The following is a 24883-nucleotide window of genomic DNA, read 5'->3' as shown; positions in this document are numbered from 1 at the left end:
ACCTTTGTGACCGACTTCTGAGCGGCTTTCGGCGTGGCCTCGGGTTCCACCGATACCGCCACCGGTGGCACAACCGCGGTCGCTCCCGCCTTCACCTCACCAACGGCAGCCGATTCGATGCTCGGCGCGCCAACACGCGGCGCTTCAGCGCCCCCTGCCGCTGGCCGGCGCTCAGTACTCGCTGCGGCCATCCGGTCGGCGGCTGGCTTGGTGCGCGCGTAACCCGCCGCGTACACCGCCAGCACCGCCGCAGAACCCAGAGCAATCAAATTGCTGCTGCCGCGACGCGCTGACCGGCCTGCGGACGGGCTCGTCGCGGCGGAGCCTGACACGCTGGGCGATCCGTCTGTGGACCTGGTTGATGCGCCCGGTCTGTGGCTGGAAGTCACGCGAGAGTCGTGGGACAAGGGAACGGGACATGAGGCACCGGCCGCAGTGGCCAAGGCTCGTGAACATACTACGGGCTCCATGGTCTGGTCGCTGGACCCGGCAATCAGTGGTGCAATGCTGACCTGCATTCTCCCGAATGGGTCTCGTCGACCCTCTTCCCCCGGCAACGGGTCGGGGAATCGCTGATGGCACCCGGCGATTGTTATATGCATGATCAGGCATATGGCAATACAATGTCGGTTCCGATGGCCCATGGTGCTGGCGGGCTTTGCCTCGGCGGTCATCGCGGGCGCCGTGAAGGCGCAATCGTCGTCAGCACCACATCGTGACGCGGCAAACGCCTCATCAGCTGCCCGCTGGACGGTGTCGTCACCCGACGCCAGTCTCGCGTGGTTCGACCTGCTGGCCAGATTGCGATTGCCGGGCGCTGGCGCATTCGCCTTCGTCGTGCCGCGCGACGATGCCAGCGTAGCCCCACTTGCGCGCGCCCTCGCCCAGTCGCGCGACTTTGAGATCCTGCACTTCGTTCCGCTCTACTATCCAACCGCCGATCGGGCGGCACTGGTGGCGGCCCTGCGTGCCGCCTCCCGAACGCCCGCCATCGCGTCGGCACCGCGCGCCGAGCTGGTTACCGCTGCGCTGACCAACGCGCTTTCTCCCGATGCGCGCCGAGACCGTTTCCCCGAACTGGCCTCCGCGCTCGAGCACGCGCGCGCCGTGCCACCGTCGCCGGCGCAACTGGCCGCGTGGCAGCAGCGCCTCGATTCCGTGTTCACGCCCGCACTGCAACCGTGGTTGCAGGCCGAGCGACTCGATGGCGGACGACTGATTGTCAGCCCCGCCATCGGCGCGGAAGGACGCATGTTTGCCGGCACGTCCGACCGCGCGGACAACATCATTGCCGTGGGCACGGGCGCCGGCGATCCCGATGCGGAAGCGCCACTGCTGGCCTTCGTGCGCGAGCTCTGCTTCCCCGCCGTCACACGCGCCGCCGAACACGCGCGCGGCTTCAATGCGGCCGATCCGCGCAGTGCACGCCGCGCCAGTCTGGCCGCCGTGCGGTGCGGCGGCGATCTGCTCGATCAATTGCTGCCGACCCGGGCGGCAGCCTACCGCGCGTTCTGGCTGCGCGCCGCCGGCGCGCCGACATCGGCGAGCTTCGATGTCGCTTTTCCACCCGACCCGGTACTCCAACCATCGCTCGCGGCCTCGCTAAGACGCGTCGCCGGACTCGGTCACTGAGGCATTCCCAACAGCACACCATCACCCCGAATCACTAATCACTCGCGGAGACTATTCGATATGCGCTCGTCGTGGTATTCGGCCCTCGCGGCCACCGTCGTTCTCCTCGCGCCCGCAGCGGCCCGCGCGACGGATGGACACTTCCTGCATGGCGTCGGCGCCGTGAACTCGGCTGTTGGCGGCATCGGCGTGGCGTCCAACGCCAGCCTGCTCGGCACCTTCTACAGCAATCCCGCCGGACTTGCGACGTTTGCCGGCACCAATCTCGAGATGGGATTCGAGATGCTCAAACCCGATCGTTCGGTGACGTCGTCCTACGGCACCTTCACGGGCACGACCACCAGCGTCAGTGAATTCACGCCCATTCCGGCGTTTGGCTTCAGCACCGAACTCAATGACAAGGTGGTGATTGGTCTCTCCGGACTTGGCATCGGTGGTTTTGGCGTCAACTACAAATCCGATCCCACCAATCCGATGCTCGCACCGCGTCCCAACGGCTTCGGGCAGGTGTACTCCAATTTCGGCCTGATGAAGATCTCGCCCGCCATTGCCTGGAAGGCCGGTGACAAGCTGCGCTTCGGTATCGCCGCCAACATCGATTGGGCGTCGCTCGCTGTCGATCCCATGCCAATCGCGTCGCCGGACTTTGATCCCGGCATCGATCGGGCCCCGGGCACCCAGGATGACCGCGCGTTCTATCCATCGGCCGCCGCGGCAGACGGAGCCTTCGGTTTTGGGGTGCAGGCTGGTCTTCAGTACGACGTGACACCGAAGTTCACCGTCGGGCTCGCGTACACCTCAACACAGATGTTCCAGGACTTTGAATACGTGTCCACGCACGCCAATCCGAATCTTCCGGACTTCGGCACCGCGCGCACCATCAAGTTCCGCATGGACGCGCCGGCCATCTACGCCGCCGGCCTGGCCTTCTCGCCCACCGATCGGGTGCACTACGGTCTCGACGCGAAGTACATGACCTATGCCAGCACCAAGGGCTTCCAGGAGAAGGGATACAACGCTGACGGCTCGGTGAAGGGCTTCGGCTGGGAGAACATCGTCGTGGTGGCCGCCGGCATCCAGTTCAAGGCCAATGATCGCGTGACGCTACGCGGCGGTTACAACTACTCGGGCAATCCCATCCCCGACGAACAGTCGATGTTCAACATTCCCGCGCCGGCCGTGGTGCAACACCATATCACCGGTGGCATTGGTTTCCAGATTCGCGAGGGCGTGGAACTCAACCTGGCTGCGTACACCGCATTGGAGAATTCCATCAAGGGCGCGATGTACCGCCCCGCGGCGATACCCAATACATCGGTCACCAACACCATGTCGGAGAAGTCGGTGCTGGTGGGGTTCACCTTCCGGCCGGTGAGGAAGTAGCGAAGGCGTTGAGGTGTAAAGGGCCCGAGGAGTGAGCAACCGAAGCGTTGAGCGGTGAGGGGCGAGCGGTGACGGCAGAGTTACTCTGCCCTGACCGCTCGCCCCTCACCGCTCAACGCTTCAGTTGCTCCTCCCTCTGTCCCTCACCACTCAACCCTCAAAGCCATGCAGCTACCGCGCCGGTTTCACCGTTGTCGGTAGCATCCGAATCACGGCCATGAAGATCGCGCCCACCACCACGGCCACCACGAACGGCGGCAGGTGCAGCACACCCGGCAGCGTGATCTTGCCCAGATCCACCATCTTGACGATGGGCGCAATGAGCGCGGTGTACACCAGCGTGAACACCAGTGCACCGACCACGCCGCCAAGAATCGCCACGATGGCGTCCTTGCGGCCTTCACCAATGCCCACCACGCACGTGCCGGGGCAGTACCCGCCAACGCCGAAGCCGACGCCGAACACCAGTCCGCCCAGCAACACACCCACCACGTACGTCGGCTTGATGTCAAAGTGCATCTGCTCGGGCATCACCATCGACAGTCCGTACACGACGATCATGCCCACCGCCATGGTGAGCGCCATGAACTTGATGACCGACAGATTTTCGAGACGCAGGTTGCTGGCAATCATCGCCGGGCTCGACGCACGAACCCGCTGGATGAAGAAGCCCATCCCGACGCCCACGAGCAACGCGTAAATGGAAGCGGCGGTCATGGTCAGACTCCTGCCGTGCGACGGCCGTGCAACATCTTTGCCGACATGATGCCAGTGGCGAAGGTGCCAATGGCGAAGATGAACCCGCTCACCGAGAGTTGGGTGATCCCGGAGATGATGTGGCCGCTGGTGCAGCCGCCCGCAATGCGCGCGCCAAACACGATCAGGAACCCGCCGATGAACGCGTCGCGATAGCGCTTCGCGGTCGTCGTCTCGCTGGGATGAATCATCTCGCACGCCGGAGCCTTCTCCCGGTTCGCTCGCGCACCGATGAATCCGCCAATCAGCAAACCCACCACGAGAAACGATTCCGGTTTGAGCAGCGAACCCATCTTCACCAGATACGGATTCGCCTCGGCGTACGACGGATCAAATACGCGCATGAGCGCGCCGATGAAGCGCGGGTAGGTGCCCGACACACCAATCGGCCCCCACAGCACAATCGACGCCGCGCCAAGCAGGCCGAACAGAATACCGTAGAACAACCACGGTGGAAGCTTTTCGGTGCGAACCGCCGGTGTACTGGCGGCTGCGGAAACACTGGCAGCATGGGACATGTGACGCTCCTTACGGTGGGGGAAACACTACTTCGCGCGGGAACCCGGCTTCCGGTCGTCCGGAACGAATCGATCGCGATACGGCATGCGGACCTGACGCAGCGATGCCGCGTCGAGCGTGGCGGTGTCGGCAATGACATCGTTTTCGGCCAACAGGTACGCCGAGAGCGCGTACACCTGATCATCCGTCAGCGAGCCTGGGGCAACGTGCGGCATCGCCCGCCTGATGTAGTCGAACAACGTGGTCGCGTACGGCCAGTAATTGCCAATGGTGTGCGGCAACTTGGGATCGTTGGCAAACGGGAATTTCTCGGCTTTCGGATCGCGGCCGATGAGTTGCGGATAGGCTGGCACCATCCCTTCTCCCTTCTTGCCGTGGCACTGCGCGCATTGTGTGGCATACAGCGCCGCGCCCTGTGCCACCGTGCCGCTCCCTATCGGCAGCTCCGTGCCGTCCGAGCCGACGTCAAGGTTCATCGTCGCCAACTGCGAGTCGACCACCGCATGCCCAAGCGCATACGCCTTCTTCGCACCCGGACCGCCGGGCACCGCGCCCGCATCGTAGTCGGCAAATGACGCACCCGATGTGGCCGAGGTACCGAAGCCCGACCCGCCATCGGTCTTGTTGCAGGCTGACAAACAAAGGGTCAGCACCGTCAGGCACAGCATTTCACGTCGCATGATCAGGTCGCTCCGTGAAAGGTCACGTGACCGGCGCCGTCAACCTTCCAACCCACAATCTGGTTGTAGTGGTAGTCGGTACCGAGCCCGCGTTCGGCAATGAGCGCCGTGCGGGTCGGCTGAACGAACCCCGCCTCGTCGGTGGCGCGACTGAGCAACACCGATTCGCCACCCTTCCACTCCCACATGTACTGGAAACGTACCGTCGACTTGGGCTGCGGCGCATTCAGGAACTCGGCATCGTGCCACGTGCCACCGCCATCGGTGCTGACTTCCACCCGTGCAATGCGACCACGTCCGCTCCAGGCGAGGCCGTTCACTGAATGCCACCCCTGCGACGCCAGCGTGTTCGGCGCGGCCGGTGACGTGATGATCGACTTGGCGTCGATCTCAAAGGTGAAGATGCGCGCCGTGCCGTTGGGCAGTGGGTCCGTGTACTTGGACGTTTCCCATCGGGTCATCCAGGGCTGCGTACCCAGTTCGATGCGTCGAATCCACTTCACGTTGATGTTGCCCTCCCATCCCGGCAGCAACAGGCGCAACGGATACCCCTGTGCCGGACGCAGCGACTCACCGTTCTGCGCCCACACGATCATGGCGTCATCCCACGCCTTGGCGATCGGCACGGAGCGCGTGAGCAGGCAGGCGTCGCCACCTTCGGCAAGGAACCACGTCGCTTCCGGCTTCACCCCCGCTTCGCGCAACAGCGTCGCGAGTGGCACACCCGTCCATTCCGAAGTGCTCACCATCCCCGACACCTTCTGCGGCGTCATGTCGGGCTTGGGATCGCGATACGAGTTGCGACCATTCCCCGAACATTCAACGAAATACGTCCGGGTCACCTGCGGGAACCGCTTGATGTCGTTCAGCGAGAACGTGAGTGGCCGATCGACCAGCCCGTGAATCGTCAGCGTATGGCGTTCGGGATCAAGCGCGGGGATGCCCGCATGATGTCGTTCAAAGTGCAGATCGGACGGCGTGATGTTGCCCGTGAGATCCTGCAACGGGGTGAGCGAACTCCCCGTCGTTTCCCCGTACGGTGCGCGGGTGGGCGATTCAAAATCCGAACGCATGCCAAGCGGCGCCGTCGGTGCACCTTGCAGCTTGGTGGCATCGAGCGGCACCACGGGTCGCGCGGGCGGCGGCACAACAGGAGCCGTCGGCTTCGCGCCCTGTCCGTCAACGGACATCGGAAGACCCGCCAGCACCGCGCCGCCAATGACACCGGCGGCGCCCGTCAGTAACTCGCGACGCGAGAGCGACACCGCCGAAGCGACGTCAGAAGGAGTCGTTGGATCTGTCATGGCCAGAACTTACTGCTTCGCGTGACTGATGGCCGCCGGGTTCGGCCACACCGCGCCCTTCGGATTTGCCCGCGGAAGCGCTGGTGGCGGACGGAAAGCCTGGTGTCCCTTGGTGTCGTACGGCACGTCGGCCGGTGCGCCGCCCATCGGCCAGTCGAGTTCCTTGCCCGGCGAGTCGGGGCGCGGATGAGAATTGATGTACGCCGAGAGGTCGAATGCCTCCTGCGCGGTAAGCGTCCCGGGTGCCGTCTGCGGCATGTTGTGTTTGATGAAGCTTGCGGCGCGTTCAATACGCGTCATTGACGCGCCAATCGAGTACGACTTGGGACCCCACAGCGGAGGAATCGGACCATTGCCCGCCCCTTCCGGACCGTGGCAGGTGATACAGGTCTTGGCCGTGAAGAGCGCCTCGCCTCTCGCCACATCGCCGTCCAGCGTATCGGGCATCGACACCAGACCGTCGGCACCGGCGATCTTGGTGCCGACCGGGATATCCTTCGAGATGAATGCGAGATACGCCAGAATATCCACCATTTCACGACTCCCCACGGGAATCGCGTTACCTGACAGTGAGCGCGTGAAGCAGTAATTGACGCGATCCGCCAGCGCGATCACCGTGCCCGAACGCGGCATGTACTTCGGGAATCGCGCGTGCGAACCGGTCAACGGTCCCGAGGTTGGCCGAATGCCATCGTCCTGGTGACAGCTGGTGCACCGCAAATTCGACGTCGCGTACGCCGGCAGACTTTCAGGGGTGAATCGCAACAGGTACAGCCCGCGCTTGATCGACGCCCCCAGCGAGTCATTCGGGATATCAGCTTCGCGTTTCGGCTTCCACGCGGCCTCCCGGAAGGTCACGGCGGACTCGGTGGTATGATCGGTCCCCGTGGCCACCGGTGGTGGCGCGGGGGTGTCGGAGCAGGCCGTGGTCACGATGCCGAGGGCAACGGCCGCCAGAATTCGGTGGGAGAGACGCATGAAAAAACTCCTGCCCGTGAGAGCCGGAAGATTATACAACGCTATACACCTATATAGTAATATTTGACGTTACCAACCGCAAGCACCACCAGACCGGACGCCGGCAGGTCAACCGGTCTTGAAAACAAACAAACCGGCGCCGGTCACCATCGACGGATCGCAGACGATGTTGTGACCCTGAAATCCGGGACTGATCACCGTCTGCTCCCGCGACCAGGTTCGGCCTCCATCGATGCTGCGGTACGCCACGATCGCGCCCGCACACACATAAAGTCTCGCCGCGCCATCCGGGGCGATAGCCAATTCAGGAACCCCGCCAAACGACAGGGTGGACTCGCGGGTGAATGACACACCGTTGCTGGACCGCGCAATAACCGTCTGCTGGCCGAGCGAGATCGCCATCAGCCACGACCCGTCACTCAGCGGAATCACGCTGGGGTCGGTGAACGACTCACCGCCCGACCATATGAACGCCGGTCCCCGCGTCGTGAACCGCACGCCATCATCCGAATCGGCACTGCACATGGCGCGTGGCGTCCCTTCCGGCGCCCCAAAACCATTCAGGTAGAACATGCGGATCGCGCCACCCGACACCGTCTGCACATCGGGATCGACGACGCCAACGGGCGCCGGCACCCCATCCACCGTAATCGGTCCAATCGGCTCGGCGGTATCCGCGACAATGCGCGCCACCCACGTGGCCCCGGCGGCACCATTCACGTAGTACACCAGAACGCTTCCGTCGGCGCGGCGCACACCGTCGGGCACGGATGCGTGCTCGAGCACCTGATGCGCCCCCCGGAGTGTCAGCCCATCCGAGGTTTGCGCCACCACCGTCTGATGGCCATACGGACCGTTGGGGTCAGTGATCGGCTGGCCGTTCGAACTCTGCGTCGGTGTGCAGCGTACCGTCGCCTGCGGTGTCTCCGGCGTGGCCGCCGTCGCTGCCGAACCTCCGCACGCCGCCAGCCAGCACACGAGCGCGGCGATAATCGATGCTATCTTGTTTCGTGCGCAACGATGCGAACACGTGCCGGAATCGAGGGCAAGCATGTCACGGGCGTTTCTGAGAGACGACGCGGAAGGCGAAATGCCGCGCCGCAATTATAACCTTCCCGAACGGGAAGATCCCGAGTTCAACCGGGTCGCTGCCCGGGCAATGCTGGAAGCTGCCCGCGTCGGAGAAACGCAGCTCGCCGAGCGGGCCACCGGTTACTACTGGGGCGAGCCGGTGCTCAAGCCGTACGTCCAGGAGCTGCTGGCCGAGGCCGAACGCAAGAAGGATGATCGTATGGAACAGCTTGCTCGCCGGTTCCTGAGCTGATGATGCGCCTGCTGCTGGCACTCGCATTCCCGTTCGCCGCTGCCGTGGCGCAGCCGACGCGTACCACCGTCGTCATGTTGGGCACGGGTACGCCAATCCCTGATCCCGATCGCTCCGGTCCCGGCGTGGCCATTGTCGTTGACAGCACCGCCTATCTCTTCGACGCCGGCACCGGCATCGTGCGCCGCGCCGCGGCCGCGGTGCGCGATGGCGTGGTCGGACTGCGCGTGCCCCGACTGGGTCATGTCTTTCTCACCCATCTGCATTCCGACCATACGATGGGGCTCAACGACGTGATCTTCACGCCGTGGATCCAGGGCCGCGCCGCTCCACTGGAGGTGTTCGGACCGCCCGGTACCCAGCGCCTGGTGAACGGCATTCTCGACGGCAACGACGAGGACATCCGTGAACGGATCGCCAGCGCTGGTGGACCGTCGGCCACTGGCTGGAAGGCCAACGTCCACGAGATCGCGGAAGGCCTCGTGTATGAAGACGCGCGCATCTCGGTGCGCGCGTTTGCCGTGCCGCACAGCGCCTGGAAGTATGCCTTTGGCTACCGCATCAAGACGCCCGACCGCACCATCGTCATCAGCGGCGATGCCCGCGCCAATCCGGCCATCGCCCGGGAATGCAACGGCTGCGACATCCTGATCCACGAGGTGTACTCCGATTCCGGATTTCGCACCATTCCGGCGGCGCGTCAGCCATATCACGCGCAGGCACATACCTCGGCCACACAACTCGGCGCCATCGCGACGGCCGCCAAACCCGGGCTGCTGGTGCTCTACCATCAGTTGTTCTTCGGCGCGTCCGACAGTCTGCTGCTGAGCGAGGTGCGTTCGAAATTTGCGGGACGCGTCGTGTCGGCGAAGGATCTGCAGCGATTCTGATTCGTACGTGCGGTGGGACCAACGGAAAGTGACGACCGCCAGGCCTTGCGCTGTTTCCTCTGTGGCGATCATTCGGTCGCCCTCTACCGTTGAGGAATCAGGGATGACTTCGACACTCGGAAATCGATCCCGCGGCGTTTGGCTTGGCCTGCTGATGTTGGCTGGCACGGCAGCCTGCGGAAGTTCCACCAATGAACCCGTGGAACAGAACTCGTTGGCCGGTTTCGCCGCGAAGGGAGCGGTCGACTCCGTCGGTAACGGAATTGGCCAACCGTTATCACCACAAGGCTCCGGGTATGTGAGCGGAACCGTCATCGCCCCTTCAGCCTCCGGTGCCGGTAATGACAGTTTGAAAACGGCATCACGCATTGCAGGCGTCGTCGTGCGGATCTATCCAATCGTTGGTGATCCGAATGTCGCGATCCCCACCCTGGGCGCTCAGGTAGCAACGGTCACCACTGATGCAAGCGGTCGCTTCCAGACCCCGGTCATCGATGGTTCACAAGGTTCGCATGCGCTCACGTTCACACCACCGTCGGGCTCTGGCTACATGGCGGTTTGGTCGCGGACACAATTCTGGACGGGGTCCAACCTCCATCCGTGGTGGGTCACGCTCCCGCGAAAGCCGTAGCGCGTGATCAGCGAAGTTCCTTGCGAATCACCAGCTTGAGTCCCGACCAGATTTCGTCCACCGCGCACACCTTCACATCCACCAGACCAAGTGGCAAAGCGATTTCGCGAATGGTGTCTTCGGTGATGTCCGAGGGCACCTTGGATGCCTTCTTGGGCCAGGACACCCAGATCGCCGCGTCGGGCCTGATGGCCTTGCGAAGCCGCACCAGCTCCTGCGAGAGCAGCGATTTCCTGTCGCTGAACACGTGGGCCACGTCGGTCTGCTTCGAGACGGTCGCCGTGAATGTCACGTCGACTGGCAACGGCGCCATCAGTTGCGCGTACTCAGCGGGCGCATTCTTCAGATAGACACGCGAACCGGCCACCACGCCCAGCTTTTTCGCCAACGGCGTTCCGGAATAGCCCGACGGGCCGGCGCTCATGATTCGCGTTGACAGACGCAATACGTGAAGGCCTGCAACGCACCAGACGGCGTGATGTGCTCCTCGCGATGACCTTCCACCAGACGGAATCCGGCGCCGAATTCGTCGTACAGCGCGTTCACGGAATAGCGAGCCACGTCCAGTCCACTGCATTTCAGCGGACCGTCGTCCGCAAACGTCGCCACCAGTACGAACCCGCCAGGTCGGACTGCGCGGCGCACCTGTGCCACATAGCGCGCCCGATCGGTCGCCTCGGTCAGGAAGTGAAAGACGGCGCGATCATGCCAGACGTCATAGGCATCGGCATCGAAGGCGGTGGAGAGCACGTCCGCCTCCTCCCACACGATGCCTGCGGCCTTGGTGCCAAGACGATGCTGTGTCGCCGTCAAGGCGGCGCCGGACAAATCCATCATGGTCAGGTGCTCGTAGCCGGCAGCCAGCAACCCGTCGACAAGCGTCGAGGCGCCCGCACCAATATCAATGATGCGCGTGGCACGATCTGGCGCCACCCGTTCGATCAGTTCGCGTGACAGGCGTGCTTCCGCCTGGAACCAGCTCACCTGCTCCGGCCCCTTCGTGCGGTACACCCGCTCCCAATGCGCGCGGCGATCCATGGACATTTCGTCAGTCACCGGTGTTCAGGCCATCGCAGGTGCGGCAGGCGCCGTGCCAAGACGTCGCGCAAAGAACGCCAGGATTTCGTCGCGAGCGGCAATGGTCGGTTGCCCGGCTTCATCAATCAAGTGCGCGGTCACCACACTGTGCGGCGTCGCCACAGCGTGCTCTGAAAATGGCGCGAGTCCCGCGCGCTTCGCCGCGCTGTCCGGCAAGACGTGCCCGATGAACCGATCGCCCAGCGCGGCGGTGTACGCGGCGAAGCGCTCGGCTTTGCAGAACTTGTCACCCGAAAAGCGATAGGCCATCACGGTCAGATCGTCGCGCTCCAGTCGCGCGCGTACGCTCGCCAGCTCCTCCGGCGCAATCTCCAGGCCGGCAGGATTGTCCAGCGGAAGCGATGGCTGCGACAACACCGGCGCGAGCACCGACGCCTCCAACATCATGGTGAGCGCGAAGTTTCCGGTGAAGCACATGCCAATGGCACCCACACCGGGCCCGCCGCACTGTTGATGCGCAAGGCGCGCCAGCGCGCGCAACCACTGCGTCACCGGGCTCGACGCGTTGCCGGCCATCGCACGGAACTCGGCGCTGATGCAGGCCCGCTGAAAGGTGGCCACGCCTTCCTCCACACTCGGATTCGCGCCATCGCGGCCGAACAGCGAGGGCATGTACACGGTGAATCCCGCGTCACGAACCCACCGGCTGAAGCGCGCAACTTCCGGCGTGATACCGGGCATTTCGGTCATCACGATCACCGCCGGTCCAATTCCGGCGACATAGACCGTCTTGGTGACGTCATTCAGCGTGATCTCGCGGATGTCAAAGTCTGCCAGGGAGTCGTGTTCGATCATGCGCAGGGCGTCAGGATGGAGAGGCTTTGGATTGCCTGGACTGCAGAGCCTGCAACACCGCAAGTGCCTCGTGGCCAGCCTCAACCGGCACGAACAGATGATCGTGAAATACCGCCGCGACAATGTTGCAGCTGATGTTGGCGTGTGCCAGCGCCGTGGAGACTGCGGCGGTCAGGCCGACGCCCTGCAGATCCGAATGCACAGAGAGGGTGATCCACGCGGCGCGAAACACCACCGGCAAATTGGCCTTGAGCGCCCGCTGCTCCTCGATGATCAGCGTGAGCCCTTCCTCTTCATGAAACGTGGCCAGCGGTTCCAATGACTGGAGGTCCGTGTGGCGCGGCACGCAGGCGAACACATACACGGTGTCGTGCAGCACCGGATGCATGGTGCCAAGCATGTCCGCCAGACGTGAAACGGGCTGGCGCATCAGGCGTGCAGCAATCCGTACATCGACTTGGCCACAGCGCGCCACCACGGCCGGTCAAACGCGAGTACCTCCAGCGACTGCTCGATGATCACCGCAGTACCGCCATACGCCAGCACGGCGTGCACGGCACCGCGCGTTATCCGATCGCGCAACATGGCGAGGACAATCCATATGTAGGACAAAACGACGCCAAACCACACATCGGGACGCGGCACCGCGGGAAACCAGTGCCGGAATCGAAACCACGCGGGCCAGATCACGACGAGCGTTGCCAACAGCATCCACCGGGAATGCGCTTCTCGATTCCGGCGGGTGACAATACCCGCCGTAACCAGCGACACGAACAACACGCCAGAGGTGAACACACCCAGCAGTGTGGAAATGCCCGTGTCACCCGCGCCGGCCGCCGCGTCGCGCGTGGCCTGAAAGACACCGGCCGGAATCATGGTAACGGCAACGCCGAGCGCCAACGGCAAGCCTGCGCGCCCGATTTTTCGATGTACTCGCAAGGCACCCCACCGTACCAGCAGCGGTTGTGCAACAAACAGCGCCACCCATGAGACCGCTAAGGCGCCGTGAAGGTGGACGACCCATGGTGCCGCGAAAGTACCGCGCGCCATTGGCACCGCGTAGGTACGGCCGAAGCCGCCGATGACGGCGAGCAGCGCCACACCTCCCATCGCCGTGAAATATCGCGAGCGGTGCTCGCCAGCGGCCGAATGTGCTGTCACCGTACAGACCCCGTCAGCTACGTGGTTGCCATTCGAGACAAATCTCAGCCCAACGGATGATTGGGGTCCCAATTGTAAAACGCTAGGTTCGCGCCACGGATCTTAGGGTGTGCGTCGCGCCCAGCGGGGCGACGCACACACAACAGGGGCGCCTCAGTTGAGGCGCCCCTGTTGTGTTGCTACTTCCACCGCAGCGGCGCTTGCACCAGCTGCGGCACTTTGCACGCGCCGACCCGCGCCGGCCGGTACCGCCAAGCAATGATCGCCATCATCACCGACTCCGCCGAAAGACCCGCGGGTTGCATCAGCAACTTCAAGGTGCCGGGCACCGGGACGCCAATGGTGTCCACCACAAATTGCGCCAGCGCAAAGTCAGCCGGATAGGGACGCCTCGCGTGCCTGGACTCGTCCGGTCGAACACGGGTGCTATCCGTGCCGAGGTATACCGCCGGCGTGCTCACCTGGAAGTCGAAATACGGACGTCCCGGTGACGTTGGCGGGCACGGCTGCCCGACGAACAAGGCGACAACAGCAGGAAGCAACATGGCGCACTCCGTGTAGCGATTCAAAAAGGTCGTATCACGCCAAACCCCATGAAGGCAACGCCGATCCACAGCGGACGGATGCGCAGTAAGTGCCGTGCGTCAACGGCTCATGGCATCCGTGAGCGCCACCCACCAGGGACTCGTCGAAACCGGAGACATCAGCAACTGGATGGCCACGAGTGAAACCAGCGTGAACGGGTAGACCCGATCGGGCACGTTCCGGCGACGGTCCTCGACAATGAGCCATCCCAATATGAGGTAGCCAAGTGCAAAGCTCGCATGCAGTGCCACCGTGAAGTCGAGACCGATCGAAGGGCCGTTGAGGAATCGCGCGAGCGCTGGTGGAATGGCATACAGCGCCGTCGCACTCAGTGCGCGCCGATGGATGGTCGGCCGCCGGACGTTGACGAGTGCCACTGAGAGCAAGCCGGTGAAACACAGCAGCGTGGCCGCGTCATAAGCGGCCAGCATTCGCGCGATCGGCTGAAACCCGGGCTGTGCCTGACCCGTTCGCAGCATCGCCTGCATCATGGGCACGGCCGTCACGACCAACGCAACGGCCATCGGGATCATCACCAACGCAACGCGCCGATGCCACACGCGCGCGCCCGTGGCCATCAACCACGATTGCAGCACGAGTCCCAGCAACCATCCCGTGGACGTGAAGCCGTGCAGTGAGTGCGACAGATCCTGTGCGCGAAGATGCTTGAAGAATGACGGCCAGAAACCGGTAACGACCGCGGCAAACACGGCCAGCAGCCACCAGTGCTCGGCAATCGGCACGGAACGTTTCGGGAGGGACTCGACAGACACTGGCGCAGCGGTGGTCATGGTTTCATCCGGGGGTGTGCTCGTTCAGAGTATGAATGTTGCCGCGTCGCTTCCGCCCCTGCAACACCTCCCCAGGAACGACCCCGGCGCCGGATCATGACCGCGTCCCGAGGAGCGATGCCACGTCGCCACGCAAACGGCGCGTCCAACGCTTCACCGCGGGCATGGTCCTGACGCTCTTGCGGTTCACGGAGTGCCGCCGAGTGTCGAAAGAGGTCCTCGCACCTCGTACCGAAGGTCCACCATGCCGCTCTGATACGCTTTGACCTCCGCCAGATGGAGAGCGGTGTCTCCGTCAAGCATCCCGAAGAATGGAATTCCATCGCCAATCAGTACGGGCATGATGGAATAGCGAACCTCGTCTGCCAGCCCGAGACGGAGACACTCGGTGGAAACGTCCGCGCCTCCAACAACCCAGATGGAACGATATCTGGGCCGCAGACGCGTTTTCACGAACGCCGCGAAATCACCCGAATGGAATTCGACGGTATCTCGCGTCCGCGGCAATTCGCGACGTGTGAGAACGAACGTGGGTTTGTCGCCATACGCCCACCCCAACCCTTGGGCGTCAAAACGAAACGCGGTCTCATAGGTGCGCGACCCCATGACGTAGCAGTCGATCGTCTTGAGGAACGCCTCGACAAATTCCGGGTCCATGGTGTCCCCGCCTTCGAATGCATCAGACGTCTCGAGCCAATCGACACGCCCGTCCCTGCGCGCGATGAAGCCGTCGAGGCTCGCCACCATGTGGATCGTGACGCGGGAATCAGGTAGAGCCACGGTTTCGTCCTGACGTCGAGTGTGACGAGCATCGGTACCGCTCGGGCGTCGCCCCACGGGGGCCGTCCCGGAAAGTAGAGCGCACATCCCACCGTCGCCACATGGTCCCGCCAACCTCGCGGCCGGGAGCTATCTTCCGACGCACGCGCATGACCCACGACCGCATCTCTCCGCTGACCGCCCGCGCGGTTGTTTCGACGGTCCTGATCGTCGGACTGGTAGCACTCGCGTCGTCAAGCGGATTGCATGCGGCGATGATCAGGGTGTTTGCCGGCTTCGATCGCATCATTGCCCAGCACCCGACGGCCGGTGCGACGGTCTTTGTCCTCCTCGCGGCGCTTTCCGCCATGCTGGCATTCTTCTCGAGTGCCGTGCTGGTGGCACCGGCCGTGTACGCCTGGGGACCAGTACTCACGGCCTTCCTATTGTGGCTTGGCTGGATGCTCGGCGGTGTCGCGGCATACACGTTGGCGCGGCTCCTTGGACGACCGGTTGTACAGCGGTTGGCATCAGCGACGCTCCTGGCGCAACTTGAACAACGACTCACACAACGGACGCCGTTCGGCGTCGTCCTGCTGATTCAACTCGCCTTCCCATCAGAGATTCCCGGCTATCTGCTGGGACTCGTGCGCTATTCGCCCAGCGTTTATCTGTTGGCGCTGGCCATCGCTGAACTCCCCTATGCGGTGGGCACCGTCCTGCTGGGGGAGGGATTCGTTGAGCGACGGATCGGACTGCTGCTGGCATTGGGGGCAGCCGCGTTGGTTGCGGCAGTGGTGCTGTCTCGTGCGCTGCGGGGGAAACTGCGCCAGGATGAATCACATCGGCGCGGGTGAATGAGGTCGAGGCTGAACGCCGATGCGGCGGGGACATTCCTGCGGGCTAGAAACGCGAGTTGGGATTGCGCGACACGGCCGGAGGACCGCCGACGACATCCCAGTGTTCCACGATTCGACCATCGCGCAGACGAAACACGTCGGCAACAGCATACGACGGTGCGCCGGCCGCAGGTGTGAAACGAGCGTGCAGGAAGACCAGATCGTTCTCGGCAATCGTGCGAATCACCTCCCAGCGCGGATCTGGCATGCTCTTGATAAGTTCCTCGAGGAAGGCGATGGTGGCCGCGCGGGTGCCCGCGTCGACATCCGGCTTGTGCTCGATGAAGTCAGGAGCCATGTACCGCTCGAAAGCCTGTCGCGGTTGCTTGCCTGTAAGGCCTTCCCTGTAGAAAGCCAATACGAACTGACGATTGGCCTCAGGTCCAGTTTGGCGAGGTGTCGGTGCCGAGCGCGTGCAACCGCACACGAGCGCGAGCGCAGACAGTGAATTGAGAAGGGCTCGTCCGAGAGTCATTCGGTTCCGGTCGGCAGGGGATGGAGCGGATGAAGATTGAGGCGACGCTGCAGAACCTGCCTGACCGCCGCAGTGGGAGCCAATTGACAAGCGAGCGCGCGATAGCGGCTGGCCGTATCTGCATTCCCGCACCGCCGATGCAAATCGGCCAACACCGCTGCCCACATATATGAATCGGCCAGCCACGTCGGAGGGTGAAAACCGTCGAGCACCGCGAGGCCGGCAACCGGGCCCCTGTAGCTCTGCAATGGCCACCGCGCGGTTCAGCTTATGGATGGCGGACGGTGCGATTCGTTCAAGGAGGCTGTAGTACTCGACGACTTTGCTCCAGTTGGTTTCCTGGAAGGTCGGGGCAAGGCAGTGTTCGGCGGCAATCCCCGCCTCAGCATGGTACCGGGAAAACTCCTCGCCGGCCGCCGACCTGGCCAGCCACGACAGTCCGCACGCGATCTCCCTCTGATCCCAGCTCGCGCGGTCCTGCTCCTCAAGCAGCAGGAGCCCGCCTGTTCCGTCAAGACGGGCGGTCAACCGCGCCGAATGCAGATGCATCAGGGCCACCAGCGCTGACGTTTCCGGCGACTCGCCCACCGGATGTTTCGCCAGGATGACGGTCAGTCGTATCGCTTCGGCGCAGAGTTCGCTGCGGATGGCCGACTCCGCGTGTGTCGAAAGGTAGCCCTCCGTGAACATCAGATAGAGAATCGTTCGCACGGAGGGGAGCCGGGACGCGTATTGCCCCGCGGAAAGGTCGTCGGTGTGTGGCGGCAGCGCCCGCAGTCGATCGCGCGCTCGACCGAGCCGCTTGTACACATTGGCTTCGCTCGTGAACAGTCGAAACGCGATCTCGCGCACTTCGAATCCACACAGAATCTTCAAAGCCAATACCAGCTGCGACTCCGTTGGGATCGCCGCGTCGCAGCACACAAACAGCATGCGCAGCAGGTTGTCCTCCATGTCCCCGGCGAGAGACGGGTCCACGGGATCCGGCAGGACGGTGGAGGCTTGGATGGTTTGCTGCTCCATGATGCGACGGCGGCGCGTGTGTTGCCGCAGTTCGCCCCAAAGCCGGTTCTGCGCCACGCGATAGAGCCAGGCGGTCGGATTGTCCGGCACGCCCGCCACCGTCCACGTTTCGAGTGCGGACATCAACGCACACTGCACCGCGTCCTCGACCGCGTCGAGGTGTTGCGCTCCAACCCGCCGCGAGAGCGTCGCGACCAGTCGGCCATATTCGTGACGGAAAAAGTGCTCGGCCAGCAGCGCGGGTGTGCTCAAGGAGTACGTATTTCGATGACGTCCACGCCGGATCCAGGGCCAACTAGCCCCGGGCATTCACGGGCCACCGCAATCGCCTGCTCCAGACTCTCCGCCGAGACGATCATGTAGCCGCCAACGAGCTCCTTGATCTCCACGAACGGTCCATCCGGCGCCGGATTCGCGGTGGTGAGCTTCCCCTCACCGAGTCTTCCGCCCATGTCTACGATGTTCGCGCTGAACTTCTGCTGCCAGGCGCCGAACTTCGCGTACATATCCTGCATTTGCGCGGGTGAGGGACGTTCGGCGTTTCCAGCGGCCAGTCGTCGCTGCAGGCACAGATACTTCGGCATGACATCTCCTTGTGAGTGCCGCCGGTTCATCCGGTCGACACCTGATGACGCGCGGGCAGGCCGGAATTGGACACTCCCGCTTTCTCCCGGGGAACCGGGGAATGGTGCCCCTCGCACAGGCTAGAATTTTCTGTCGATACCCAACGTCCGGATCATCCGCGATTCCAATCCACCACGTCGGAGTGGAACCATGGCGTTGGCCAGCAATATCACGCGGGATGGCGCGCGGACTTTCACGTCGAACAAACCGTTCATGCGATGAACTTTCCTGTTTCGGAATGTTCATTGGACAAATGGTTCTCCGCACCAACGTGGTTAGCCGGCGCGCGCGCGGAACGCCAGACCGAGTCCAATCGCCTCGCAGAGTCCAAACCCGCCAGCCACGGTCAAGACGGCGGCGACCGACGTCGCGCCCTGTGCAAACGCCAGCGCGGCCGCAGCGACCCCGGCAGCGACGAAGGCGGTGGCGATGCGGCCCAGTGAAGGCCCGCTCACCTGTCGTCGGAACCACAGGACGCCCAGCGCAATCGTGCAGGCACTGACCGCCACCCAGAGATACCGCCAGTCACTTCCGGTTGTGACAGCGCGCAGCGCGCCGAATCCAAGGGGCACTGCGGCGATCAAGAGTCCAAGAATGAACATCTATTCCTCCCGTCGACAGCGGTCGGTGTGTGGCCTCGGTTGCAGCGACTCAGGATGCTCGGATTCGGTGGGCACACATCGGTGAGAACGCCACCGACCAGTTCACTGACTGACTCACTCGATCAGCTGGAAGCTGATCGGCTGCGCACCATCGTGAAGCAGTCTGCGCCCAAGCTCAGCGAGATCGCCACGTGCATCATGGATCGTCAGAAAGTGGTTGCCCGCCAGTTGGCCGACCCGGCTGGAAAAGCATGTACTGCCATACGGCAAGAGAAGCTCTGCTTCGCTCAGCCCGGGTGGGTGCCAAAGGACCTGTCCCGGAGCCGGGTAACTCGTCGCGTTCTCATAGGCGACTCCAAGATCGTAGTCGCCGAGTGGCACCCAGCCCGCCTCGCCGCTCCAGCGCGCCTGGACGAGTTGTCCTTCAAACGGGAGGCGCGCCAGGAACGCGGCGGTTGTCCGTGGTGCGCGTGCAGATTCAAGCGTGGCGGTGAACACCATCGAACCGATTCGTACCGTCAACATGGTCATCTGGCCCGCTCATTGGCCTTGAGGGGGCTGCCAGAGCTCGACCTTGTTGCCCTCAGGATCAATGACCCAGGCAAATTTTCCATACTCGGATTCTTCAATCTTCTCGAGCACATCGCAGCCTTCCTCCTTCAAGATCCCGACCAGGGCGTGGAGGTCTTCCACGCGGTAGTTGACCATGAAGGGAGCAGAGCTGGGAGCAAAGTGATCGCCTTCCTGTGGATTGATACACCAGGCCGTAGTACCTGCAACCGGCTTGCCCTCGGCGTCGGTCCAATCGAAGGACGCTCCGCCCCAAACCTGGACATCGATTCCCAAATGCCGCTTGTACCAGGTTCGCAGTAACGGCGCGTCCTTCGCCTTGAAAAAGATGCCGCCGATGCCAGTGACTCGTTTCATGAAACCTCGAATGCGCGATCGTAGTGAGAGGAACCCTTCTTGCTCCGCGGGCTGCTGGTTTCTGCCAAGAGCGGTGAGACCATCTCGACCGGGCCTCCTTCGCCCGCTCCAGCGACCCGCCGACGTTGCGACAGAATCGGCCGTCGCGCAATGCCTATACCGGCTGCAGATCCGACGGGATCCGATTGGGGGGCTGCTCCACGACATCCAGCAGCTGATTCAACACCTCGAGCTTCTTGCGGTTGTACGCGTTGACGCTGCGCACTGTGAGCTCTGCCCAGTATTTGTCGTTCGCCACGGTACAAATTTGAAAGCCCTGCGTCCCGTCGGTTGGGCGTTGCTGCGGTCGCGGGTGTGCAACGAGCGACAGTTCATGGCGAAGTAGGAATTGGCTTGACAGCGGCGGGTGCGGTCGGGATCATCAGGAATGCGTCGCATTCTTCGATGGATTCCGACTGCGCTCGCCGCGGTCGCGTTGGTGGCAGTCACGACGTCGGCCCGCGCGCAGGACGCGCAACCCGTTACGGGCGCGATCAGTGGCGTCGTACGAGACGACGTCGGTCGCCCGGTGGAAGGCGCTGAAGTGCTGGTGATGCAACTCCGCACGCGAGTGCGATCGCGCGCCGATGGCGCGTTCACCGTCGATCAGCTCGCGAACGGCAAGTACACGCTGCAAGTGCGTCGGGTCGGATTTGCTCCTGCATCGGTGAAGGTGTCTGTGAAAGACGGTGCAGGCACGGTCGCGATTGTGCTGAAGCGTGTCCCGTTTTCGTTGCCGTCTGTGGTGACGGTGGCCGCTCGCGGTGGATTGAGCGGTGTCGTCGCCGATACAGGCTATCGGCCGCTCGGCGGTGTGAAGGTGCAGGTGGTTGGCACGAATCAATCGGTCGAGACCGATTCCGTCGGCGCCTTCTTCCTGCCCGTGCGGGCCGGTACGTACATGGTCGTGCTGCGACGCGGTGGATTCCGGCGGCAGGTGGTCAGTGTCACCGTCCCGAAGGACACGGGCCGCAAGATCGCTGCGTGGATGCTGCCCGAAACGAAAGACAGCGATCCGCGCTACGGCGCCATGCTGTTTGACCAGAACCTGCGCGTGCTGCGCGCCGCGCCAGCGACGAGCAAGTTTTTTTCGCGTGAGGACATCGAGCGGCTCGGGTTCACGGACTTGCGCGCGATTGGCAGCTTTGCCAGTGGGCACCTCATGAACCCGGACTGTCCGGTGATGGAGAACGGCGATCCCAAGCGCACGCTCCCGCTGTGGGCGATCACGGCAAAGGACTTGGAGTTTGTCGAGGCGTACATCAATCCCGGCGTTCGCACCACGGTTCGGCCGAACGGCGGTGGCGCGGCGGACAAGTTTGAGCAGAACAAGCGCGAGATGGCGGTGGTGCCCCCGTCCGACTGTGGCGTGTCGTTGGTGGTGTGGTGGCGTAAGTGAAAGCGTGGTCGCTCGCGCTCGTCGCGACGATGCTGGTTGCGTCGCGCGTGGCTGCGCAGCCCCACCGCTAGCGCGGCCGGTACGTTCGACGGCGTCGGTCCGGGCGTCGGAGGCGGGGAAATGGCGTCGCCGCCGCCACCGCACGCGGCGAGGAGGAGCAACAGCAGGACAGGAAAGGAGAGGCGGCGCATAGGCAGGTAGGCTGGTGGTCCATGCCAATACGCGCAGACCTCGCCGATTTCGGCTCATTTACTACGCACGGGGACTGCCGCCCCACGACGCCAGGTCGACCGGGGAGAGTTCCCGTGCTGGCACCGTTTTCTCGTCGCTCGGCGTGGTCAAACGTCCTACTGCTCGACACATTTCTGCCTGTGAATTTCCCGCCCGCCGCCACGCTCGGCCGTTATACGCTCCTGTCACGCATCGGCGCTGGACGTCAAATCTACTCCGTGCAGGGGAACAACATTTCGTTGGGTTTGACGAGTTGGCGCAGCACGGCGCTATGCTTCCGTGACCACGAACCATCCCGTCGGCATGTCAGGTCCACACGCCTTGCAGTAGTGAGCGAAGTACGGATCGTCGTCGGGCGGATACGCTACATGATGGGTGGGCTGACGCACGTGGCAATGGTCGCACGGAGCTTGCGGCGAGCCCGCGTCCGCAAGGAGACGTTCCGTGAATTCGCCATGGGCCCGACGCTGAGCACGACGCCAGCGGATCCCATCCAGTCTCCAGCCCGGCCAAGCGAGTTGCTGAAAGGTGCACTCCTTCATCCAGCATACCAGTGACGGCGTGTCGATCGACGTCAGGTCGGGTGACTCCTGTGGGAACAGTTTCCGAAGTCGGGCACGCGCGGTGCGATCGTTCAAGACCTTCGCCAATTGCAGTGCCTTCCAGCTGAAGTTGGTTGTCGCCATCTAACACTTGCGTTCAGTTGCAGTCGCATCAAATAGGAGCGCGTGCAGCGCGCCAACAATAGCGCGGCTGTCAACTGCAACGCGCCGTTATGCGGCGCCCGACTTCGCCGCGCGCCAGGCCATCGACAGGCGACGGCCCGACGCCGCACAGTCGCGTAGGTATAGGTTGATCAGACTCTGATACGGCAGCTCGGTCTCGTCGGCCAGCGCTTTGAAGTACGCCACCGTGGACTCGTCCAAACGAATCGTGACGGGCTTCTTCAGTCGTTTCGCGTAGGGGTTCTTCTTGGCGTTGGCAAAGTCGTATTGCTTCCTCATCGGACTCTCCGTTGCGTGTACGTTGCGCGCTCAAGTGGCACCGCCTTTCGGGCGGAGATCAGTCGGATCACCTCACCGTCGCCACGTTCGCAATGAATGACCACCAAGACCCGCAGCGCATCGCTCAGACCGAGCAAGATGAACCGCTCTTCGTCACCCGAATGATCCGGATCGGGCATGAATAGCGCCTCCTCATCCTCGAACACCGTTTGCGCCTCGAGAAAGGTGACCCCGGCTTCGCGACATTCTTGGTCGCCTTACGGGGATCCCATTCGAAGTGGGGACCAGTCCTCTGAGCACTGTACGTACATTCCATGTACAGTCAAGAGGCACGCCCGTTCAACTCCCCGTCCGCATAACGCCGGCAGCAACGCGTCGTTAGAGCGTGCTCGCCCCGATCTGTTGGTGCGCTTACCGCTTCAAGCGGAACGACACGACTGAAAGCCGAACATCATTGTCGTCGGTGGCGTAGACCACCGCGCGTCCGTCGCTCAGTACTGTTGGGACAAAGGCATCGAGAGCAGTCTCGGCGACGACGCGCGCGGACTTCGGATCAATCACTTCGATCCGCGTTGTAAACAGCCGCTCAAAGGCAATCTGCCGTGTGGCGACCTCGCCAGTCGTCCGTTGGGTCGGCCAACCGTCGCGCCAACGAGGGCTGGCAACTTGATGAAACACCCAGATCAGGCCGTCGGCATCCTCGACGACGGCGATGATGCGCGGCGGCGCCGGCGTCGATGGATTGCCAATCCAATCCATCGAACGACCCGCAAACCACGACGGCTTTCGTACTAGCGTCTGAATGGGCGCGCCTTCGGGGCTCCATCGCGTCAGACGATACGCAAATTGGTCTGCGGTCCAAAACCCACCGGCGCGGGCGTGAGCAAGTCGGACGAACAGCGACGTCGGGTGGGCGCGATCCGGTGGATCGGCAGGGAATCGGACGGACTTGGTCACTGCAACATCAGCACCCGCAAATGCCACGAGATGTAAGGGCTGATCGATAGACGCCTTTGTGGAGATCATTCCGGTCGCCGCGACGAGCGAGGGCCACGAAAGTGGTAGCAGCGGGAACATGAATCCCGTTAGCCGGACGCGCCGCACCGAACGCAGCTGCGGACTGACGACGTGCGCGACGTTGCTGCGCGAGTCCAACACGAGCATCGAGTCGCTAGGAAGTGTCAAGAAGCCGAAGGGCTCCTGATACTCATCTGGCCCGCTACCCTTGCGGCCGACGTCCGCCTCAAATTCACCGCTCGAACGAAATACGCGAACACCAACCCCTTCCTCAGCAACCCAAATTCGCCCACGCGAGTCGAGCGCGACATCTGTAGGCTGAACTGAGAAGCCCTTCTGATTCGACTTGAGCACGATGGACAGTCCGCGCTCGATACGACACGATTTGCACGCGATGGCATCTGGTACTTCGACAATTGATGACTGCGCTGACGCTGCTCGGAACGCGACGATGGTGCCGATGACGCAATGGGCGACGAACACTTTTGGATTCATGGACTTTGCGTCTGCGAGAATGTCGGTAAAGCGCTCTAACGTGCTGGCGTTCTGCTGCAGCGCCCTCATGAAATTGCGCGCGCAGCGCGCATTCCGCAAAGCGCTGTCAGCAGCAACGCTTGGTTAGGCGCCACGGCGGCGCGAACGTCGCGGATGTGTACGGCTCGCGATTTCTTTCCGACCGGTGCGGATCCATCGCCGGATGTCGCGTCGGACCTCGGGCAAGTACTCGTACCGGTCGCCTACGAGCTCGGCCTCCCATCGCGCAATCTCAGCCTCAATCTCCTCCGTGGAGGCCATGGAAGTGAAGGGCTGGGTGAGCGGCCCGTCACAGGATCGCCGCGACCTCCATGCGGTCGGGGCCGCCGATCATTCCCTCCCCCGTGCCATGCCACGTCGAAAGATCCACGCGCTGGCCGACGTGCGCCTCCCACTGCTCGAATGCCACCCCCTCAAGCGACTCGCCCTGGTCGAGACGCTGCCCGGAGCGCTCGCTGCGCTCAGGGTCGGCATATCTGAAGCGAACCCAGAGGCTACTGTCGTCGCATTGGAAGATTGTCGCGTACCGTCGCGCCATATGGGCGTGTGACCTCTCTCGTGCGCCTAACGTTGACGGTCTGCCGCAGCGCTCTCCTAAACTTGCGCGCGCAGCGCGCATTCCGCCATGCGCTTTCGGCAGCAGCGTGAGGTTAGAACGGACCTCGCCCCACCGCGAATCCCACGGATGGGTGGAATCACTGATCGAGCACTGACGTACGCCCGCGACCGCCTTGATGCGCAACTAACCAACACTCCGAACGACCTCGTGCGCGACGAACTCGCTGCCGCACCAGCCAGCGCTCGTTGAAGCTTTCAGGTCGCG

The 24883-nt window shown here is 63.3% G+C and carries 28 protein-coding genes and 2 pseudogenes; 6 read left to right on the top strand and 24 right to left on the bottom strand.

Features of this window, described 5'->3' with window-relative positions:
• Window positions 1–612 precede the first annotated feature (612 nt).
• Window positions 613–1632: a hypothetical protein gene (locus IPP90_23335; protein MBL0173567.1), complete on the top strand. Its 1020-nt coding sequence runs from the start codon at window positions 613–615 to the stop codon at window positions 1630–1632.
• A gap of 60 nt (window positions 1633–1692) precedes the next feature.
• The gene (locus IPP90_23330) at window positions 1693–3015 is read left to right on the top strand and encodes an outer membrane protein transport protein (GenBank protein ID MBL0173566.1); all 1323 of its coding nucleotides are present in this window, start codon (window positions 1693–1695) and stop codon (window positions 3013–3015) included.
• Between the two features lie 171 nt (window positions 3016–3186).
• Here IPP90_23330 and IPP90_23325 read toward each other — a convergent pair whose 3' ends face one another.
• From IPP90_23325 to IPP90_23300, 6 genes are all read right to left on the bottom strand, one after another.
• A complete protein-coding gene (locus IPP90_23325) occupies window positions 3187–3732 on the bottom strand; it encodes a YeeE/YedE family protein (GenBank protein ID MBL0173565.1) in 546 nt (181 codons plus the stop codon).
• A 2-nt stretch (window positions 3733–3734) separates the two neighbouring features.
• Window positions 3735–4289 (bottom strand): YeeE/YedE family protein, encoded by a 555-nt coding sequence (locus IPP90_23320; GenBank protein MBL0173564.1) that lies wholly within the window; start codon window positions 4287–4289, stop codon window positions 3735–3737.
• A gap of 27 nt (window positions 4290–4316) precedes the next feature.
• On the bottom strand, window positions 4317–4970 hold the full coding sequence (locus IPP90_23315; protein MBL0173563.1) for a c-type cytochrome: 654 nt from the start codon (window positions 4968–4970) through the stop codon (window positions 4317–4319).
• A 2-nt stretch (window positions 4971–4972) separates the two neighbouring features.
• Window positions 4973–6274: a sulfite dehydrogenase gene (gene soxC / locus IPP90_23310; protein MBL0173562.1), complete on the bottom strand. Its 1302-nt coding sequence runs from the start codon at window positions 6272–6274 to the stop codon at window positions 4973–4975.
• Between the two features lie 9 nt (window positions 6275–6283).
• On the bottom strand, window positions 6284–7252 hold the full coding sequence (locus IPP90_23305) for a c-type cytochrome (GenBank protein ID MBL0173561.1): 969 nt from the start codon (window positions 7250–7252) through the stop codon (window positions 6284–6286).
• Between the two features lie 108 nt (window positions 7253–7360).
• On the bottom strand, window positions 7361–8083 hold the full coding sequence (locus tag IPP90_23300; protein ID MBL0173560.1) for a hypothetical protein: 723 nt from the start codon (window positions 8081–8083) through the stop codon (window positions 7361–7363).
• A 34-nt stretch (window positions 8084–8117) separates the two neighbouring features.
• Between IPP90_23300 and IPP90_23295 the strand changes: the two genes are divergently transcribed.
• Both IPP90_23295 and IPP90_23290 read left to right on the top strand, forming a co-directional pair.
• Window positions 8118–8576, top strand: a complete 459-nt coding sequence (locus tag IPP90_23295) for a hypothetical protein (GenBank protein ID MBL0173559.1) — start codon at window positions 8118–8120, stop codon at window positions 8574–8576.
• 2 nt (window positions 8577–8578) lie between these two features.
• Window positions 8579–9466, top strand: a complete 888-nt coding sequence (locus IPP90_23290; protein MBL0173558.1) for an MBL fold metallo-hydrolase — start codon at window positions 8579–8581, stop codon at window positions 9464–9466.
• Between the two features lie 638 nt (window positions 9467–10104).
• On the opposite strand, the gene IPP90_23285 is transcribed toward IPP90_23290, so the two are convergent.
• The 8 genes from IPP90_23285 to IPP90_23250 form a co-directional block, all read right to left on the bottom strand.
• On the bottom strand, window positions 10105–10521 hold the full coding sequence (locus IPP90_23285; protein ID MBL0173557.1) for a DUF3052 family protein: 417 nt from the start codon (window positions 10519–10521) through the stop codon (window positions 10105–10107).
• On the bottom strand, window positions 10518–11135 hold the full coding sequence (locus IPP90_23280) for a class I SAM-dependent methyltransferase (protein MBL0173556.1): 618 nt from the start codon (window positions 11133–11135) through the stop codon (window positions 10518–10520). Before IPP90_23280 ends, IPP90_23285 begins: the two co-directional genes overlap by 4 nt.
• Window positions 11136–11159: 24 nt before the next feature.
• Entirely contained in the window at window positions 11160–11990 is an 831-nt protein-coding gene (locus tag IPP90_23275; GenBank protein ID MBL0173555.1) for a dienelactone hydrolase family protein, read from the bottom strand.
• Window positions 11991–12000: 10 nt separating this feature from the next.
• On the bottom strand, window positions 12001–12420 hold the full coding sequence (locus IPP90_23270) for an ACT domain-containing protein (GenBank protein MBL0173554.1): 420 nt from the start codon (window positions 12418–12420) through the stop codon (window positions 12001–12003).
• Entirely contained in the window at window positions 12420–13151 is a 732-nt protein-coding gene (locus IPP90_23265) for a hypothetical protein (protein ID MBL0173553.1), read from the bottom strand. The genes IPP90_23270 and IPP90_23265 overlap by 1 nt, the downstream gene beginning before the upstream one ends.
• Window positions 13152–13330: 179 nt before the next feature.
• On the bottom strand, window positions 13331–13696 hold the full coding sequence (locus IPP90_23260; protein ID MBL0173552.1) for a hypothetical protein: 366 nt from the start codon (window positions 13694–13696) through the stop codon (window positions 13331–13333).
• Window positions 13697–13795: 99 nt separating this feature from the next.
• Window positions 13796–14527: a hypothetical protein gene (locus IPP90_23255; protein ID MBL0173551.1), complete on the bottom strand. Its 732-nt coding sequence runs from the start codon at window positions 14525–14527 to the stop codon at window positions 13796–13798.
• 186 nt (window positions 14528–14713) lie between these two features.
• Complete coding sequence (locus IPP90_23250) at window positions 14714–15274, bottom strand: dihydrofolate reductase (protein MBL0173550.1); 561 nt, start codon at window positions 15272–15274, stop codon at window positions 14714–14716.
• A 182-nt stretch (window positions 15275–15456) separates the two neighbouring features.
• Here IPP90_23250 and IPP90_23245 point away from each other — a divergent pair, with 182 nt between their 5' ends.
• Window positions 15457–16143: a TVP38/TMEM64 family protein gene (locus tag IPP90_23245; protein ID MBL0173549.1), complete on the top strand. Its 687-nt coding sequence runs from the start codon at window positions 15457–15459 to the stop codon at window positions 16141–16143.
• A 46-nt stretch (window positions 16144–16189) separates the two neighbouring features.
• On the opposite strand, the gene IPP90_23240 is transcribed toward IPP90_23245, so the two are convergent.
• The 7 genes and pseudogenes from IPP90_23240 to IPP90_23210 form a co-directional block, all read right to left on the bottom strand.
• Window positions 16190–16543: a nuclear transport factor 2 family protein gene (locus IPP90_23240; GenBank protein ID MBL0173548.1), complete on the bottom strand. Its 354-nt coding sequence runs from the start codon at window positions 16541–16543 to the stop codon at window positions 16190–16192.
• Window positions 16544–16656: 113 nt separating this feature from the next.
• Window positions 16657–17992: pseudogene (locus IPP90_23235) on the bottom strand (RNA polymerase subunit sigma-70).
• Window positions 17932–18267, bottom strand: a complete 336-nt coding sequence (locus IPP90_23230; protein ID MBL0173547.1) for a hypothetical protein — start codon at window positions 18265–18267, stop codon at window positions 17932–17934. Before IPP90_23230 ends, IPP90_23235 begins: the two are co-directional and overlap by 61 nt.
• A gap of 315 nt (window positions 18268–18582) precedes the next feature.
• Window positions 18583–18909: a hypothetical protein gene (locus IPP90_23225; GenBank protein ID MBL0173546.1), complete on the bottom strand. Its 327-nt coding sequence runs from the start codon at window positions 18907–18909 to the stop codon at window positions 18583–18585.
• 114 nt (window positions 18910–19023) lie between these two features.
• Complete coding sequence (locus tag IPP90_23220; GenBank protein ID MBL0173545.1) at window positions 19024–19440, bottom strand: DUF3830 family protein; 417 nt, start codon at window positions 19438–19440, stop codon at window positions 19024–19026.
• A gap of 9 nt (window positions 19441–19449) precedes the next feature.
• Complete coding sequence (locus tag IPP90_23215; protein ID MBL0173544.1) at window positions 19450–19836, bottom strand: VOC family protein; 387 nt, start codon at window positions 19834–19836, stop codon at window positions 19450–19452.
• 154 nt (window positions 19837–19990) lie between these two features.
• Window positions 19991–20134 (bottom strand): hypothetical protein, encoded by a 144-nt coding sequence (locus tag IPP90_23210; GenBank protein ID MBL0173543.1) that lies wholly within the window; start codon window positions 20132–20134, stop codon window positions 19991–19993.
• Between the two features lie 129 nt (window positions 20135–20263).
• Here IPP90_23210 and IPP90_23205 point away from each other — a divergent pair, with 129 nt between their 5' ends.
• A complete protein-coding gene (locus tag IPP90_23205; protein MBL0173542.1) occupies window positions 20264–21274 on the top strand; it encodes a carboxypeptidase regulatory-like domain-containing protein in 1011 nt (336 codons plus the stop codon).
• 1004 nt (window positions 21275–22278) lie between these two features.
• Here IPP90_23205 and IPP90_23200 read toward each other — a convergent pair.
• From IPP90_23200 to IPP90_23190, 3 genes and pseudogenes are all read right to left on the bottom strand, one after another.
• On the bottom strand, window positions 22279–22509 hold the full coding sequence (locus IPP90_23200) for a BrnA antitoxin family protein (protein ID MBL0173541.1): 231 nt from the start codon (window positions 22507–22509) through the stop codon (window positions 22279–22281).
• Window positions 22506–22825 (bottom strand): annotated as a pseudogene (locus IPP90_23195) (BrnT family toxin). The gene IPP90_23200 and the pseudogene IPP90_23195 overlap by 4 nt, the downstream one beginning before the upstream one ends.
• Before the next feature lie 95 nt (window positions 22826–22920).
• Window positions 22921–24090, bottom strand: coding sequence for a hypothetical protein (locus tag IPP90_23190; protein MBL0173540.1), 1170 nt, complete (start codon window positions 24088–24090; stop codon window positions 22921–22923).
• Between the last annotated feature and the right edge of the window lie 793 nt (window positions 24091–24883).

This window comes from Gemmatimonadaceae bacterium (genome assembly GCA_016720905.1).
GTDB lineage: Bacteria > Gemmatimonadota > Gemmatimonadetes > Gemmatimonadales > Gemmatimonadaceae > Gemmatimonas.
The sequence above is the reverse complement of the archived record's forward strand: the minus strand, read 5'-3'. Positions and strand labels throughout refer to the sequence as shown.